The organism is Bosea beijingensis (assembly GCF_030758975.1).
Taxonomy (GTDB): Bacteria; Pseudomonadota; Alphaproteobacteria; order Rhizobiales; family Beijerinckiaceae; genus Allobosea; species Allobosea beijingensis.
In genome coordinates this window covers 4,920,249-4,935,752 of the sequence record NZ_CP132359.1, presented here as the reverse complement: position 1 = coordinate 4,935,752, position 15,504 = coordinate 4,920,249, and the positions used below count along the sequence as shown (strand labels likewise).

General features: G+C 66.8%; 13 protein-coding genes and 1 pseudogene. 13 read left to right on the top strand and 1 reads right to left on the bottom strand.

The genetic code is table 11. From position 1 onward, the window contains the following. Positions 1–43: 43 nt before the first annotated feature. Positions 44–763 carry a ribonuclease activity regulator RraA gene (locus Q9235_RS23620; RefSeq protein WP_306224243.1) on the top strand — a complete coding sequence of 240 codons (720 nt, stop codon included), beginning with the start codon at positions 44–46 and terminating at the stop codon, positions 761–763. A 28-nt stretch (positions 764–791) separates the two neighbouring features. Here Q9235_RS23620 and Q9235_RS23615 read toward each other — a convergent pair whose 3' ends face one another. Further along, positions 792–1,265, bottom strand: a complete 474-nt coding sequence (locus Q9235_RS23615) for a hypothetical protein (protein ID WP_306224242.1) — start codon at positions 1,263–1,265, stop codon at positions 792–794. Between the two features lie 216 nt (positions 1,266–1,481). On the opposite strand from Q9235_RS23615, the gene Q9235_RS23610 reads away from it, so the two are divergent. The 12 genes and pseudogenes from Q9235_RS23610 to Q9235_RS23555 all read left to right on the top strand — a co-directional run bounded on the left by Q9235_RS23610 (position 1,482) and on the right by Q9235_RS23555 (position 15,504). Beyond that, positions 1,482–2,138: a helix-turn-helix domain-containing protein gene (locus tag Q9235_RS23610; protein ID WP_173048692.1), complete on the top strand. Its 657-nt coding sequence runs from the start codon at positions 1,482–1,484 to the stop codon at positions 2,136–2,138. 182 nt (positions 2,139–2,320) lie between these two features. Beyond that, positions 2,321–3,934 carry a cytochrome-c oxidase, cbb3-type subunit I gene (ccoN, locus tag Q9235_RS23605; protein WP_306224241.1) on the top strand — a complete coding sequence of 538 codons (1,614 nt, stop codon included), beginning with the start codon at positions 2,321–2,323 and terminating at the stop codon, positions 3,932–3,934. 13 nt (positions 3,935–3,947) lie between these two features. Continuing rightward, positions 3,948–4,712: a cytochrome-c oxidase, cbb3-type subunit II gene (gene ccoO, locus Q9235_RS23600; RefSeq protein WP_306224240.1), complete on the top strand. Its 765-nt coding sequence runs from the start codon at positions 3,948–3,950 to the stop codon at positions 4,710–4,712. Between the two features lie 11 nt (positions 4,713–4,723). Beyond that, the gene (locus Q9235_RS23595) at positions 4,724–4,879 is read left to right on the top strand and encodes a cbb3-type cytochrome c oxidase subunit 3 (protein WP_306224239.1); all 156 of its coding nucleotides are present in this window, start codon (positions 4,724–4,726) and stop codon (positions 4,877–4,879) included. Between the two features lie 2 nt (positions 4,880–4,881). Then, positions 4,882–5,769, top strand: coding sequence for a cytochrome-c oxidase, cbb3-type subunit III (gene ccoP / locus Q9235_RS23590; protein ID WP_306224238.1), 888 nt, complete (start codon positions 4,882–4,884; stop codon positions 5,767–5,769). A 1-nt stretch (position 5,770) separates the two neighbouring features. Next, positions 5,771–7,225, top strand: coding sequence for a cytochrome c oxidase accessory protein CcoG (gene ccoG, locus Q9235_RS23585; protein ID WP_306224237.1), 1,455 nt, complete (start codon positions 5,771–5,773; stop codon positions 7,223–7,225). 20 nt (positions 7,226–7,245) lie between these two features. Then, positions 7,246–7,767 carry a FixH family protein gene (locus Q9235_RS23580; RefSeq protein WP_306224236.1) on the top strand — a complete coding sequence of 174 codons (522 nt, stop codon included), beginning with the start codon at positions 7,246–7,248 and terminating at the stop codon, positions 7,765–7,767. A 1-nt stretch (position 7,768) separates the two neighbouring features. Continuing rightward, entirely contained in the window at positions 7,769–9,964 is a 2,196-nt protein-coding gene (locus tag Q9235_RS23575; RefSeq protein WP_306224235.1) for a heavy metal translocating P-type ATPase, read from the top strand. Next, positions 9,961–10,134 (top strand): cbb3-type cytochrome oxidase assembly protein CcoS, encoded by a 174-nt coding sequence (gene ccoS, locus Q9235_RS23570; protein WP_306224234.1) that lies wholly within the window; start codon positions 9,961–9,963, stop codon positions 10,132–10,134. The genes Q9235_RS23575 and ccoS overlap by 4 nt, the downstream gene beginning before the upstream one ends. Before the next feature lie 914 nt (positions 10,135–11,048). Beyond that, a pseudogene (locus Q9235_RS23565) lies at positions 11,049–11,882 on the top strand (DNA translocase FtsK); the annotation flags it as partial. Between the two features lie 569 nt (positions 11,883–12,451). Continuing rightward, positions 12,452–14,476 carry a M23 family metallopeptidase gene (locus tag Q9235_RS23560; protein WP_306224233.1) on the top strand — a complete coding sequence of 675 codons (2,025 nt, stop codon included), beginning with the start codon at positions 12,452–12,454 and terminating at the stop codon, positions 14,474–14,476. 110 nt (positions 14,477–14,586) lie between these two features. After that, positions 14,587–15,504: an AEC family transporter gene (locus tag Q9235_RS23555; protein ID WP_306224232.1), complete on the top strand. Its 918-nt coding sequence runs from the start codon at positions 14,587–14,589 to the stop codon at positions 15,502–15,504.

The window sequence follows — 15,504 nt, the reverse complement described above, 5'->3', positions numbered from 1 at the left end:
CCTGCCGCCCGGCGGGATGCCACGGACGTCGGAAGGTGAACGCATGCCCAGTCTCAAGCCGGAAACCCGCGAGAAGCTGCGCGGGGTTTCCGTCGCCACGCTCTGCACCGCCCTGTTCAAACGCGGCCTGCGCAACCAGTTCATCCAGGATGTCCGCCCGCTCAACCCTGGCGCCGGCACCATGGTCGGCGAGGCCTTCACGCTCCGCTACATCCCGGCGCGCGAGGACCTGAACTCGCTCTCGGTCTTTCAGGATCGTGCCCATCCCCAGCGCAAGGCGGTCGAGGATTGCCCGCCCGGCGCCGTGATGGTGATCGACAGCCGCAAGGACCCGCGCGCGGCCTCGGCCGGGGGCATCCTCGTCTCGCGCCTGATGAAGCGCGGCGTCGCCGGCGTCGTCACCGATGGCGGCTTCCGGGATTCCTACGAGATCGCCGAATTGCCCTTCCCGAGCTATCACAACCGCCCGTCTTCCCCGACCAACCTGACCCTGCATCAGGCCATCGACATCAACGTCCCGATCGGCTGCGGCGACGTCGCGGTCTTCCCGGGCGATGTCGTGGTCGGCGATGCCGAGGGCGTCATCGTCATCCCCGCCCATCTCGCCGACGAAGTCGCAGTCGAAGCGGTCGAGATGACCGCGTTCGAGGATTTCGTCACGGAGGAGGTCCTGAAGGGCCGCTCGATCCTCGGCCTCTATCCGCCGACGGAGGAGCAGAGCAAGGTCGATTTCGCGGCATGGCGGAAGGCCAACGGCCGCTGATCCGGCCTGCCTGCCGGTTTGAGGTAGGTCAATTGGGGGTCGTCGGCGCCAGTTGCGCCCGGCCCAGAACCATCATCCGGTCGACCTGGAAGCCCGAGCGCTGGAGCGCGTCATGGTCCTGCGGCCAGGCCGCCGATCGCTCCAGCGAGATCGCGATCCGCGGCAGGTCGAGCTCGACCGCGAGCTGGTTGGCGAAGCGCAGCAGCGCGTTGACCAGATGCGTGCCCGGCAGCCGGAGCATCGCCAGTTCCGAGATTTCCAGCGCCGCGCCGCCCGCGATCGTCTGCGCGACGCGGAAGGTGAAGACGGCATGCGGCATGGTTCGCGCGTCGCGCAACGTGAAGACGCCGCGGGGCCGCGCGCCATCATGCGAATTGTCGCGCACGAAGGCGGCCCAGCCCTCCGGCGTCACCTCCGGATGCAGCATGGCGACGAGGCTGAAGACCGTGTCGGCGCCGGCCGGCGCGATGCGCGCGACCTCGAAGATATCATCGCCCGTCACCGTAGCCTCTCCCGAATTCAGGGCCGCACGGTGGTTGCGCTGGGCCTGTCGTCGCATTGATCTGGATCAATTTCGCCGGCTGCGGCAGGAAGCGTGCTTTGAGCCCCTGTCCGCCTCGGTTATGATCGAGCCGACAAGCGGGAAGATGCGATCGTGAACTGTCACCCTTCGGCCTGTAGCGCCGCGCACCGTGGTGAAGGCAATTGCCGAAGCTGCATGGTGCGTCTCGTCAGCGTCTGCGCGTCTCTTTCGGACGATGAGCTGTCGCTGCTGGAATCCCTCGCGCATCCCACGCATTTCGCCTCGGGCGAGACGTTGTTCACGCAGGGGCGCGAGGCGCATTCCGTCTACAACGTCACGGCCGGCGTCGTGCGCCTCTACAAGCTTCTCTCGGACGGTCGCCGTCAGGTCGTCGGCTTCGCCCTGCCGGGCGATTTCCTTGGCCTCGCGATGCGCGACGCCTACGGCTTCTCGGCCGACGCGATCGGCGAGGTCGCGGCTTGCGCCTTCTCGCGCGGCGCCTATACGGCCCTGGTCGATGCCAAGCCGCATCTGCTCAAGCGGCTGCACGAGTTCGCCACCCATGAGCTGACGCTCGCCCATGAGCAGATGATGCTGCTCGGCCGGCGGACCGCCGAGGAGAAGCTGATCTGCTTCCTGCTCGGCATGCAGCAGCGCTGGGCCAGGCTCGGCAAGCCCTCGGTCACGGTGCCCCTGCCGATGACGCGGCAGGACATCGCCGATTTCCTCGGCCTCACCATCGAGACCGTCAGCCGCACCTTCACCCGCCTGGCCAAGGACAAGACCATCCTGATCGTCCCGGGCGGCGTGCGCGTGATGAATGCCGAGCGCATGAGCGCCGTCGCGGCCTGAGCCTGCGCTGCGGCGCCGCACTCTACGCGGTGCCGCCCTTGACCTGAATCAACGCCCCTCCGCCCCCCGCTCGTTAAGTCTCACGCGAATGGCGCGCTCATGCGCTGGCGACGAAGCGGGGTCAGAAGGTGACGGCAACGGCAAGCCCAGTCAGGCAAGCGACTGTCGGCGAAATGATGGGAATGCTGATCGCGGCGGCCTGCGTGCTGCCTTTGATCATCATCGCCGCGCTGACCGAGAATTCCGGTTACGCCTTCCACGCCATGCTCGGCGTCCTGGCGTCCGTCGTCAGCATCGTCCTCATCGCCAATCGCTGCTTCGACGGCACCGTCCCGGTCGAGCCGCAGGAGATCGATGGCAAGCCCAACTACAATATGGGGCCGGTCAAGTTCGCGACCGTGGCCTCGATGATCTGGGGCATCGCTGGTTTCGCGGTCGGGCTGATCATCGCGCTGCAGCTCGCCTTCCCGGATCTCAACTTCGACCTGCCCTGGACCAATTTCGGCCGGATGCGGCCGCTGCACACCTCGGCGGTGATCTTCGCCTTCGGCGGCAACGTGCTGATCGGAACGTCCTTCTACGTCGTGCAGCGCACCTGCCGCGCGCGCCTCGCGGGCATCTTGTCGCCCTGGTTCGTCGTCCTCGGCTACAATTTCTTCATCGTCATCGCCGGCACCGGCTACCTGCTGGGGATCACCCAGGCCAAGGAATACGCCGAGCCGGAATGGTATGCCGATCTCTGGCTGACCATCGTCTGGGTCGTCTACCTGCTGGTCTTCCTGGGCACGGTGATGAAGCGCCGGGAGCCGCATATCTATGTGGCGAACTGGTTCTATCTCGGCTTCATCCTGACCATCGCGGTCCTGCATATCGGCAACAACGTTGCCGTGCCGGTCTCGCTGTTGTCGCCGCGCTCCTACGGTCTCTGGTCGGGCGTGCAGGATGCGATGTTCCAGTGGTGGTACGGCCATAACGCGGTCGGCTTCTTCCTCACCGCCGGCTTCCTCGCGATCATGTACTACTTCGTGCCCAAGCGCGCGGAGCGGCCGATCTACAGCTACCGGCTCTCGATCATCCATTTCTGGGCGCTGATCTTCATCTATATCTGGGCCGGCCCCCACCACCTCCACTACACCGCTCTGCCCGACTGGGCGCAGACGCTGGGCATGACATTCTCGATCATGCTGTGGATGCCCTCCTGGGGCGGCATGCTCAACGGCATCATGACGCTCTCCGGCGCCTGGGACCGGCTGCGCACCGATCCCGTGCTGCGGATGATGGTGGTCTCGCTCGCCTTCTACGGCATGGCCACCTTCGAGGGACCGCTGATGTCGATCAAGGCGGTGAACGGCCTGTCGCATTACACCGACTGGACCATCGGCCATGTCCATGCCGGCGCGCTCGGCTGGGTCGCCTATATCTCCTTCGGCGCGATCTACTGCCTCGTGCCCTGGCTCTGGAACCGCAAGGGTCTCTACTCGCTCAAGCTGGTGAGCTGGCATTTCTGGATCTCGACGCTCGGGATCGTCTTCTACATCTGCGCGATGTGGGTCTCCGGCATCCTCCAGGGCCTGATGTGGCGCGCCTACACCTCCCTCGGTTTCCTCGAGTACTCGTTCATCGAGACCGTGGCGGCGATGCACCCCTTCTATGTGATCCGCGCACTGGGCGGCGCCCTGTTCCTGATCGGCGCACTGATCATGGCCTTCAACCTCTGGATGACCGTGCGCTCGGAGAGCGCGGCCGAGATGCCGCGCGTGGACGAGGCGCCGGCGCCGCTGGCCATGGCCGTCTGAGGAGTTCCGGGCAATGACGAGCATCGAACACAAGCCCGTGCGCAAGTCGCTCTGGGCCAAGCACAAGATCTTCGAGACCAACTCGATCGTCCTGGTCATCGGTACGTTGCTGGTGATCTCGATCGGCGGCCTCGTCGAGATCGCGCCGCTTTTCTACCTGAAGAACACGATCGAGACCGTGCAGGGCATGCGCCCCTACACGCCGCTCGAACTCGCCGGCCGCGGGATCTATGTCCGCGAGGGCTGCTATAACTGCCACAGCCAGATGATCCGGCCGCTGCGCGACGAGGTCGAGCGCTACGGGCATTACTCGCTCGCGGCCGAGAGCATGTACGACAAGCCCTTCCAGTGGGGCTCCAAGCGCACCGGGCCGGACCTCGCCCGCGTCGGCGGCAAATATTCCGACGAGTGGCAGCGGGCGCATCTGGCCGAGCCGCGCGCGGTCGTGCCGCAATCGATCATGCCGGGCTATCCCTTCCTGGCGAAGACCGAGCTGAAATACGGCGACATCGCCGATGAATTGCGCGCCAACCGGGCCGGCGGCGTGCCCTACACCGACGCGATGATCGCCGAGGTCGAAAGCGACCTGAAGGCGCAGGCGACGCCGGACCACCCCGGCCAGTCCGAGCTGGAGAAGCGCTACCCCAAGGCGCAATCGCGCGATTTCGACGGCGACCCGCAGCGCATCACCGAAGCCGACGCCCTGATCGCCTATCTCCAGGCGCTCGGCACGTTCGTCGACTTCAAGCTCTACGACGACAAGGCCAACATCCGCTGAGCGAGGCTGCCATGCAAACGACCTATCACTGGCTTGCCGGTTTCGCCCAGTCCGCCGGCCTTCTCTACTTCGTCGCCGTCTTCCTCGGCGTCTGCGTCTACGCCTTCTGGCCGAAGAACCGCGCCCGCTTCGATCAAGCCGCGCTCAATCCGCTGCGCGAGGACTGATCATGGACCAGAAGAGCCACGACGCCCCGCATGTCGATCCGCATACCGGCATCGCCACCACCGGCCATGAATGGGACGGCATCCGCGAGCTCAACACGCCGCTGCCGCGCTGGTGGCTCGGCATCTTCTACGCCACCATCGTCTGGTCGATCGGCTACTGGGTCGTCTACCCGGCCTGGCCGCTCTTGACCGACACCACCAGGGGCGTGATCGGCTATGCCAGCCGCGCCGATATCAGCGCCGACATGGCGCAGCTCAAGGCGCAGCGCGCGGCCCAGGCCGCCGGAATGGCGGATGCCACGCCAGCGCAGATCAAGGCCGATCCGGCCCTCTTCCTGATCGCGATGGCGCAGGGCAAGGCCGCCTTCGGCGACAACTGCGCCGCCTGCCACGGCGTCGGTGGCGCCGGCGCCAAGGGCTATCCCAACCTGAACGATGACGACTGGCTCTGGGGGGGCTCGTTTGAGGCGATCATGCAGACGCTGCGCCACGGTATCCGCGTCGCCGGCAATGACGAGACGCGGGTGAGCCAGATGCCGGCTTTCGGCCGCGACGGCATGCTCAAGCGTGACGAGATCAATGCCGTCGCCAACCATGTCCGCGAGCTCGCCAGCCTTTCGACGGAGCCCAAAGCCAATCTTGCGCTCGGCCGCAAGCTCTTCGCCGATAACTGCGCCGCCTGCCACGGCGAGACCGGCAAGGGCAACGTGGAGATGGGCGCACCGAATCTGACCGACGCGATCAGCCTCTACGGCATGGACATGGCGTCGCTGACCGAGACCATCACCAACAGCCGCAACGGCGTGATGCCGGCCTGGGGCGGGCGCCTCGACGAGGCCACGCTGAAGGCACTGACCATCTACGTCCACTCGCTGGGGGGAGGGCAGTAGCGTGAGCACGGCCGGGGCCGACCCTGACGACACCCCGCTCTTCGCGGCGTCGGCGAAGGTCTATCCGCAGAGCGTGTCCGGCCCGTACCGGCGCGCGAAATGGGCGATCCTGTTCCTGTGCCTCGGCATCTACTACCTGCTGCCGTTCCTCCGCTGGGACCGCGGCCCGTATCTGCCCGATCAGGCGGTGCTGGCCGATATCGCCAATGGCCGCTTCTACTTCTTCTTCATCGAGATCTGGCCGCAGGAGGTCTACTATTTCACCGGCCTGCTGATTCTGGCCTCCTTCGCGCTCTTCCTGATGAACGCGCTCGCGGGCCGGGTCTGGTGCGGCTATCTCTGCCCGCAGACGGTCTGGACCGATCTGTTCCTCGCCGTCGAACGCGTCTTCGAGGGCGACCGGCGCGAGCGCATGCGCCTGGATGACGCGCCCTGGAGCTTCGGCAAGCTCTGGCGCAAGGTGACCAAGCACGCGGTCTGGATCGTCATCGCCTGGTGGACCGGTGGTGCCTGGGTTCTCTATTTCTCCGATGCGCCGACGCTGGTGCGGGAGCTCGCGACCTTCGCCGCGCCGCTCTCGGCCTATGTCTGGATCGCGATCCTGACCTTCACGACCTATACGCTCGCCGGCATCATGCGCGAGCAGGTCTGCAAGTTCATGTGCCCCTGGCCACGCATCCAGGCGGCGCTGACCGACGATGAGGCGCTCAACGTCACCTATCGCTATGATCGCGGCGAGCCGCGCGTCTCGGTCAAGCAGGGCTTGAAGCTGAAGGCGCAGGGCGCGCCGGCCGGCGATTGCATCGACTGCCATCAATGCGTCGCGGTCTGCCCGGTCGGCATCGACATTCGCGACGGCGCCCAGCTCGACTGCATCCAGTGCGGGCTCTGCATCGATGCCTGCGACACCGTCATGGCCAAGGTCGACCGCCCCAAGCGGCTGATCGCCTATGACACCGAAACCAACGTCAAGCGCCGCATGGCCGGCCAACCCGCCATCTACCGCCCGTTTCGGGCGCGAACGGCGATCTATGCGGCGCTGATCGTCGTGGTGGGCGGGGCCATGCTCTGGCAGCTCGCGACGCGCCGCACCGCCGGTATCTCCGTGCTGCACGAGCGTGCCCCGCTCTTCGTGACGTTGAGCGACGGCTCGATCCGCAACGCCTATGCGGTCCGCCTGCTCAACAAGCGCCCGGAAATCCGCCCCTTCGCGCTGACTGTCGATGGCCTGCCCGGTATCCGCATCGAGGTGGTCGGTGTTGCACCTACGGCCGATGTCAGGCCGGTCGTGACCGTCGATCCCGATTCCTCGCGCGAAGTGCGCGTGCTCATCACCGTGCCGGCCGGCGTGCCGCTCGAGGCGTCGCAGTCCATCACCATCACCGCCTCGGACCTTTTCGCCGGGGAGACCGTGCGCGCGGCCGACCATTTCATGGCGCCCGGAGCCAAACCATGAGCTGCTGCGGAGTTTTCCTGATGCCCTGCGACGCCCCTGCCGCCCCGCGCCCGCGCCGCCCCTTCAAGCTGACCGGCGGCATGGTCGCGGCGATGCTGGTGCTGTTCTTCGGCGTCATCGTATCGGTCAATGCGACGATCCTGACGGTCGCGCTGCGCACCATGCCGGGCGTCGAGACCAAGAGCGCTTACGAGACCAGCCAGCACTTCAACGAGGAGATCGCCCGCCAGCAAGAGCGCGACGCGCGCGGCTGGAAGGCTGTGGCCACGCTCGCCCGCCAGGGCGAGGGCGCCGCGCTCGGCGTGACCCTGGCGGACCGCCTCGGTCAGCCGCTCTCCGGATACACCGCGACGGCGCGACTGCGCCACCCCGCGACCTCGGCGCGCGATCACGCCGTCACGCTGAACGAGCGCCAACCCGGCCGCTACGAGGCCGGTCTCGACCGCGTCGAGACCGGTTCCTGGATACTGGAGCTGCAGGTGCGACGAGGCGAAGAAATCGTCTTCGCCTCGCGCAGCCGCATCACCCTGCCGGAGAAATAGAATGGCAGCGCAGGACCTCTCCGTCTTCGTGCGCCATCGCGATGGCGGCATCGCCAGCATGGAACTGGCGGTCGACGGCATCCGCTGCGCCGGCTGCATGCAGGCGATCGAGAGCGGGCTCGGCCGCGAGCCCGCCATCCTCGGCGCCCGCGTCAATCTCGCACTGAAGCGCGTCTCGGTCGAATGGCGCGAAGCGCTGCTCAGACCGGAGGCCGTCGTCGACAAGCTCGGCGCGCTCGGCTTCAAGGCCTATCCTTTCGTCGCCGAGCGGCAGGAGGACGGTGCTGTCGCCGAGGAACGCAGCCTGATGCGCCGGCTCGGCGTCGCCGGCTTCGCCTCGATGAACATCATGCTGCTCTCGGTCGCCGTCTGGTCCGGCAATAGCGGCGATATCGACCCGACGACGCGCGATTTCTTCCACTGGCTCTCGGCGCTGATCGCCCTGCCGACGGCCGCCTATGCGGGCCGCCCCTTCTTCGATAGCGCGTTGCGTGCCCTCAAGGCCGGCGCCGTCAACATGGACGTACCGATCACCATCGGCGTCGTGCTGGCGCTGGTCATGTCCGTCGCGGAGACCTGGACCCATGGCCGCCATGCCTATTTCGACGGCGTGGTGATGCTGCTCTTCTTCCTGCTGATCGGGCGCTATCTCGACCAGCTCATGCGCCGCCGCACCCGCGACCTTGCCGGCAATCTTGCTGCGCTCAAGGCCGAGACCGCGACCAGGCTCACTGACGACGGCAACTGGACGATCACGCCAATCGCGGCGGTCCAGCCGGGTGACTGCGTTCTCGTGCGTCCGGGCGAGCGCGTCTCGGTCGACGGCATCGTCGAGACCGGCCGCTCCGAGCTCGACCAGAGCCTCGTCACCGGCGAGACCGCCCCCGCCGCGATCGGTCAGGGCGAACGGGTCCATGCCGGCACGCTGAATCTCACGGGCGCCCTGACCATCCGCGTCGAGGCGGCCGGGCAAGGCACGCTGCTCGACGAGATCGACCGGCTCATGAATCAGGCCGTTGGCAGCCGCTCGCGCTATGTCCGCCTCTCGGATCGGGCGGCACGGCTTTATGCGCCGGTCGTCCATACCCTGTCGGCAGCGACCTTTCTCGGCTGGCTCGCCTGGGGACTGCCTTGGCCCGAAGCCTTGATGATCGCCGTGACCGTGCTGATCATCACTTGTCCCTGTGCGCTCGGCCTCGCGATCCCCGCCGTGCAGGTCGTGGCGGCCTCCGCCCTGTTCAAATGCAGGATCATGCTCAAGGAGGGTGATGCGCTGGAGCGCCTCGCCGAGGCCGATATCGCCGTCTTCGACAAGACGGGCACGCTCACCCTGCCCGAGCCCGATATCCTGAACCCTGAGGCATTAGCACCTGAGCGCCGGGCCGAGATCGGTGCGCTCGCCGCAGCCAGCAGCCACCCGCTGGCGCAGGCTCTGGCCCGCGCGCTCGGTAACACCTCTCCGCGAACGGATGTTCGCGAGGAGCGTGGACACGGCCTGTCGGCGGGGGAGGAGGCTGACGAGCAGCGGCTCGGCAGCCTCGCCTTCTGCGATGCCGAAGCTGAGGCCCTCGCGGTCAAGGCGCGGCACCCGGGCGCCTCCTTCATCGCCTATCGGCATGGCTCATATCGCACCGTACTGGCACTCGGTCAGAGCCTGCGTCCGGATGCGCGCGCGACGATCGACGCCCTGCGCGCGGCAGGCCTGGAGGTCGCGATCCTCTCCGGCGATCGGCTGGAAGCGGTCGCGCCGATCGCGGCCGCGCTCGACATCGCACATATCCAGGCCGGCCTGCTGCCGGCCGATAAGCTCGATCGGCTCGACAGCATGGCGGCGAATGGCCGCAAGGTGCTGATGGTCGGAGACGGGCTGAACGATGCGCCGGCGCTCGCTGGCGCGCATGTCTCGATTTCCCCGGTCAGCGCCACACATCTGGCGCAGGCCGCGGCGGATATCGTCTTCCTCGGCGACAGCCTCGCGCCGGTTGCGTCCGCGCTCGGCATCGCCCGGAAGGCGCGCGGGCTGATGCTGCAGAACCTCTGGTTTGCCGTGCTCTACAACGCGGTCGCGGTACCGATCGCGATTGTGGGGCTGGCGACGCCGCTGGTCGCTGCCATCGCCATGTCGGGCTCGTCGCTGGTGGTGACGCTCAACGCCCTGCGCGCACGCCGCGCGAGGTCTTCGGAGGCAGAGGCATGAACATCATCGTCATCCTGTTTCCCCTTGCGCTGGGGCTCGGCCTTTTGGGCCTGGGTGCCTTCTTCTGGTGCATGCGATCAGGTCAGTTCGCCGATCTCGAAGGCGCCGCCTGGCGCGTGCTCCAGGACGACGATGCTGCCGCGCCGACTGCGGAAAAGCAGACGCGTTGATGCTTGTCGCAAGCCTGAGCGCGCCAGCTTCGGACACCGGAAAGCGGACCGGCGGAACGGTCTCTTAACCCTGCCGGGCTAGGACTGGGTTTCAGGTTAACGAAGCGTAGTGTTCGCCTAAGCCCATGCAAAAACTGGATCGTCTTCGCCGCGCGAACGCCGTCGTTTCCGAGGATAATCGCCTCGTTCAACCACAGCAGACCGCACTCTCCGCAACCCCGGAAACCTCTGCCGCAGAGCCGCTTCACAGCGATCCGGCATCGTCCAGTCTCTGGCCGACCTATGTCCGCCCGTCGCGCTCCGCCGACGCCCAGCGCAAACTGGCACAGGCCGAGCGGGAACTCTCCGCTTCGCCGGTCCTCGGGCAGCGTTTCGACATCAGCCTGTCCCCGAACGCTCCTGTGCAGGGCGAGAGCCGCGTCCGCTTCTGGCGCACGCCGGATCACCTGATCCGGCAGGTCTGGGGCGCGCCGGGCACCGAGCCGGTGCCTGAAACCCTGATGGATGAACCGGTCGATGTCGAATTGACTTTCGACGCCGGCGAGAACGCCTTCGTCGATGAGATGCAGCCCGTCGAGATGGCGTTCGAGACGCCTGTGGAGATCGCTGCTCACCCTGAACAGGATGTCGCGACACCGCTCGATTTCATCTCGGACCACGCCTTCTGGGAATGCGTGCCCGAGGCCGAGCGCGACGACGCCGATTTCGCGTTCGATCCCGTTGCGCCGTCGATGACGGCGGAAGCGATGACCCATGCTCCGACGGCTGCCTTTGGGCAGCCTCCGGTCACAACGCCTGAACCCGCGCTGCTCGCGATGACAGCTCCGGTTCTAGCGCCCGCCTGGTCTGGCTTCGGCTGGGGGCAGGGCTATCAGGTGAGCTTCCAGATTGCGACACCGTCCTGGCAGGTGCCTGCCACTGAGACCTCTGTGACCGAGGATGACGCCCCAACTGCGGCCGAACCTGTCGCTGCGGCAAAGCCCGGCGTGCCGCTGGCGCGCAGCACGCGGCCTGTGGTCGAGTCCAAGCCCGTTCAGCCTCAGCCGGCCCAGCCCGCACCGGTTCAGCCTGAACCCGTTCGTCCCGAGCCGGTGGCGGTCGAATCGGCCAAGGTCACCCCGTTCCGGGCAAAACTTCGCCTCGTCGAACTGCCCGTCGTGCAGGATGCCGGCTTCCAGTTGCCGCCGATCGAGTTTTTGGCCGAACCGCCGCCAACACAGGATGAGAGGCTGCCGGTCGAGGTGCTTCAGCAGAACGCCGGCCTGCTCGAAGGCGTTCTCGAAGACTTCAACATCCGTGGCGAGATCGTCCAGGCCTGCCCCGGCCCGGTCGTCACCTTGTACGAACTCGAGCCTGCCCCCGGCATCAAGAGCTCCCGCGTTATCTCTTTGGCGGACGACATTGCGCGTTCGATGAGCGCTGTGTCGGCTCGTGTTGCGGTGGTTCAGGGCAAGAACGCGATCGGCATCGAACTGCCCAACACCCGCCGCGAGACCGTCTTCCTGCGCGAGCTTCTGGCCAGCCAGGATTTCGAGGCGACCAAGCACAAGCTCGCGCTCTGCCTCGGCAAGACCATCGGCGGCGAGCCGGTGATCGCGGACTTGGCGCGCATGCCTCACCTGCTCGTCGCCGGCACCACCGGCTCGGGTAAGTCCGTCGCGATCAACACCATGATCCTGTCGATCCTCTACCGGCTCAAGCCGGAGGAGTGCCGCCTGATCATGGTCGATCCCAAGATGCTCGAACTCCGCTCAGCGGCGGCGCCGTCTCGATGGCCGGTTTATAGGCCAGGCCCGGATTGGAAGTCAACACGCCTGATGAAGTTTTTTTGACGGATCGCATTTCTTGTTCCGAAGCCCGCTGAAACAGGCCTGGAAGGCCCTTGTTTGCACGCTTTGGCGTGGTTCCAAGTCGGGGCCGGCTATCCAATCCCGGCCTCGACCCTTGTCTGGCTCTGCTGCGGTGCGAAGTTTTTTCCCGCGAAGATCGACCGAGGTCCGGCGTTTCGAATGGTCGGCCTTCCCGACACAGCTTTCGAACGACGAACGGGCGGAGTTGTCCGGCCCGGTATATAGTACATGCAAGCGCGCTCTTGCGCGCGAGCGCGTCGAAGGCAGGCGGGCGATATCCGCTCTATCCCAAAACAGCCGCAATCTCCCAGCACAGGAGGTCGTCCACGGCTGAACGGATTGATTCCGGCTCCCGGCACGGGCATGGTCCTGGCGCGCTTTCGTCAGGGCGCGCTCAAGGCGCCTTCGCGGCAGCGAGGGTTGCCATCGAGATTTCGAGACAGCCCGCAAGAAGCAGCCGCCACACGATGAACGCCCATCCCGAGTTCGCACAGCCGGCCGAGCCGCTCGCCCCCGAGGCGGCGGCCCTGCTGGTCGATCTCGGGATCGAGCCGCCGATCCAGCCCGGCGATTCCCGCCAGCAGCCTTTGGATCGTCGTGGCGTCTCGCTGCGCTGGCTCTTCGCCTGCGCGCTCGTCGGTTCCTGCGGTGCGGCTCTGCTCGGCGCGGCCATCCTGGTAGCGATGCGCGGCGACACCAGCTATCCCGAACAGCCGGAGACGGTCGCGATCCGCGCCTCCTCGGCCGCCGGCGAAGGCGGCGGCGCACGCAAGGCCGACAAGCTCGTCGCGGACCAACCGGTCATGTCGGCGCGCCACACCTTGCGCGCGCCGATGTCACAGCGCACCGGCAACCGCGAGGTCATTCGCGTCCGCCCCTTCGTCCGCCTGGCTTCCAACCTGTCGCTCACCACCGGCGTCTATGCCAGCAATATCCCGCCCTTCAATCCGCTGCGCCTGTTCGCCGAGGGAGGCCAGCCCGAGGAACGCTATGCCGAGCCGGCCCAGGACATGCCGGATGCCGACGTCACCATCGTCAAGCGCGATCTCGGCGACCTGACCCTGCCCTCCGGCAAGCCGCAGCTCAGCGATGCCGAGGTGATCTCGCAGGTCGAGGAAGAGCGCGCCAACATGGCCAATTCCGGCCGCCAGCGCAGCTTGCCGATCCCGCCGCAACTGATGCTGAGCCGCACGCTCACCGGCACGGCGACGCCCGGCACCGATATTCTCGCCTACGCGCCGGCGACCGATACCCGCTTTTCCGGCATCGAGGTCCGCGTCGTGCCGGAGAACGTCACCAACGCGCCTAAGACGCCGATCCCCGCCTCGCGCGAGCCTCTCGTCGAGGACAAGCTGGTGATGGCCAAGCGCGGCGAGAATTTCGAGCAGGTCATGCGCGGCGCCGGCGCCGCGCCCGAATTGGTCCGCACGATGATCGCGGCCTTCGGCAGCAAGGTCCGAACCTCGGCCCTGCCCGACGGCCAGGTGCTGCAGGTGCTCTATGCGCCGGGCCCGCGCCCGGGCGACCCCCGGCAGATCATGCGCGTCTCGCTGCTCAGCAACGGCCAGCCCGATGCCTCGATCGCGATGAGCGACAAGGGCGCTTTCGTGCCGGTCGACCTGCCCCGCCAGGATGCCGCCGGCCCGCAGAGGCCGCAGCGGCGCAATACCGAGGATAGCGAGGACGACGAGAGCTCGGGCGGCGCCCGGCTCTACGAGAGCCTCTACGAGACCGGCGCCCGCCACGATCTGCCGCGCCCTCTGGTCGATGAGCTCGTGCGGATCTTCTCCTATGATCTCGATCTCCAGCAGCGCGTCCATGGCGGCGACAATCTGGAGGTGATCTTCACCGAGGAGGACGAGAGCGAGCGGGCCGAGATTCTGTCGGCGAGCCTGACCGTCAATGGCGAGACCCGCCGCGTCTTCCGCTACCAGGCCCCTGATGACGGGCTGATCGAGTACTTCGACGACGAGGGCAAGTCGCTGAAGAAGTTCCTGCTGCGCAAGCCGATCGCCGACGGCGAGCTGCGCTCCGGCTTCGGCATGCGCTACCATCCGATCATGCGCTATTCGAAGATGCATACCGGCATCGACTGGTCGAACCGGATCGGCACGCCGATCCTGGCTGCCGGCAATGGAACCATCCAGCAGGCCGGCTGGTCGTCCGGCTATGGCAAGCACACGGTGATCCAGCACGCCAACGGCTATGCCACCACCTATTCGCACCAGTCGAATTTCGCGGCCGGCATCGTGCCGGGCGCCAAGGTGCGGCAGGGCCAGGTCATCGGCTATCTCGGCAATACCGGCCTCTCGACCGGCCCGCACCTGCATTACGAGGTCAAGGTCAACGGCAATTTCGTCAATCCGATGAAGATCCGCGTGCCCCGGGGGCGTGAGCTCGAGGGCGCGACCCTGGCCGAATTCAAGCGCCAGCGCGACGAGATCCGCGGCCTGATCGAGAAGGCCGGCGGGACGCTCGCGCAGTTGCGTTGAACGCATGACGGCAAAGCGTCCGGTCCCTCGTCACGCTTGCAAAGCTTGACAGAGCGCGCGCAAGCGGACACCGCGGAAGCAGGCGTTCCTCTCTCGCGAGCTCCGAAGCCATGGTCGCTTCTCTCCTCGTCGTCCTGCCCGTCTTCGGGCTGATCGGCCTCGGCTATCTCGCGCGCTGGACCAAGCTCCTGCGCGAGACCACCGGAGAGGGCCTCTCCGACTTCGTCTTCGTCCTCGCCGTGCCTTGTCTGCTGTTCCGCACGCTCGCCAAGGCCGATATCCCGGTGACCCAGCCCTGGGGTTACTGGATCGCCTATTTCGCCGGGCTCGCCGTCGTCTGGGCCCTGGCCATGGTCATCGCCTCCCGCTTCTTTGCGCGAAAGGGGCCGGAACTGGTCGTCTCGGGCTTTGCCGCCGCCCAGTCGAACACCGTCTTCGTCGGCGTGCCCATGATCCTGAAGGCCTATGGTGATGCCGGCGCCGTGCCGCTCGGTCTGCTCCTTGCCGTCCATCTGCCGGTCACGATGACGGCGGCGACGCTGCTGGCCGAAGGGCGCTCGGCCTCGATCCCGCTCCTGATCAAGCGCCTCTTCACCCATCCGATCATCATCGGCATCATCCTCGGCTCGGCCGTGCGGCCGGTCATCCACCTCATCCCCACGCCTGTCTGGACGCTGGTCGACCTGCTCGCCGGTGCCGCCGTGCCCTGCGCGCTGATCAGCCTGGGCATCGCCATGCGGCGCTACGGCCTCGAATCCGGCCTCGCCTTGCCGACAGTGCTGAGCGGGCTGAAGCTCGGCCTGCATCCCCTGCTGGTCTATTGGCTGGCGACGCGGGTCTTCGAGATGCCGGCCCATTGGTCGGGCGTCGCCGTGCTGTTCGCGGCCTGCCCCTGCGGGATCAACGCCTATCTCTTCGCCGAGCGCTACCGGCAGGGCGTGGCGGACGCATCGAGCGCGATCACGCTCTCGACCCTGCTCTCGCTCTTCTCGACCGCGGCCTGGCTGACCTTCCTCGGCGTCGGCTGA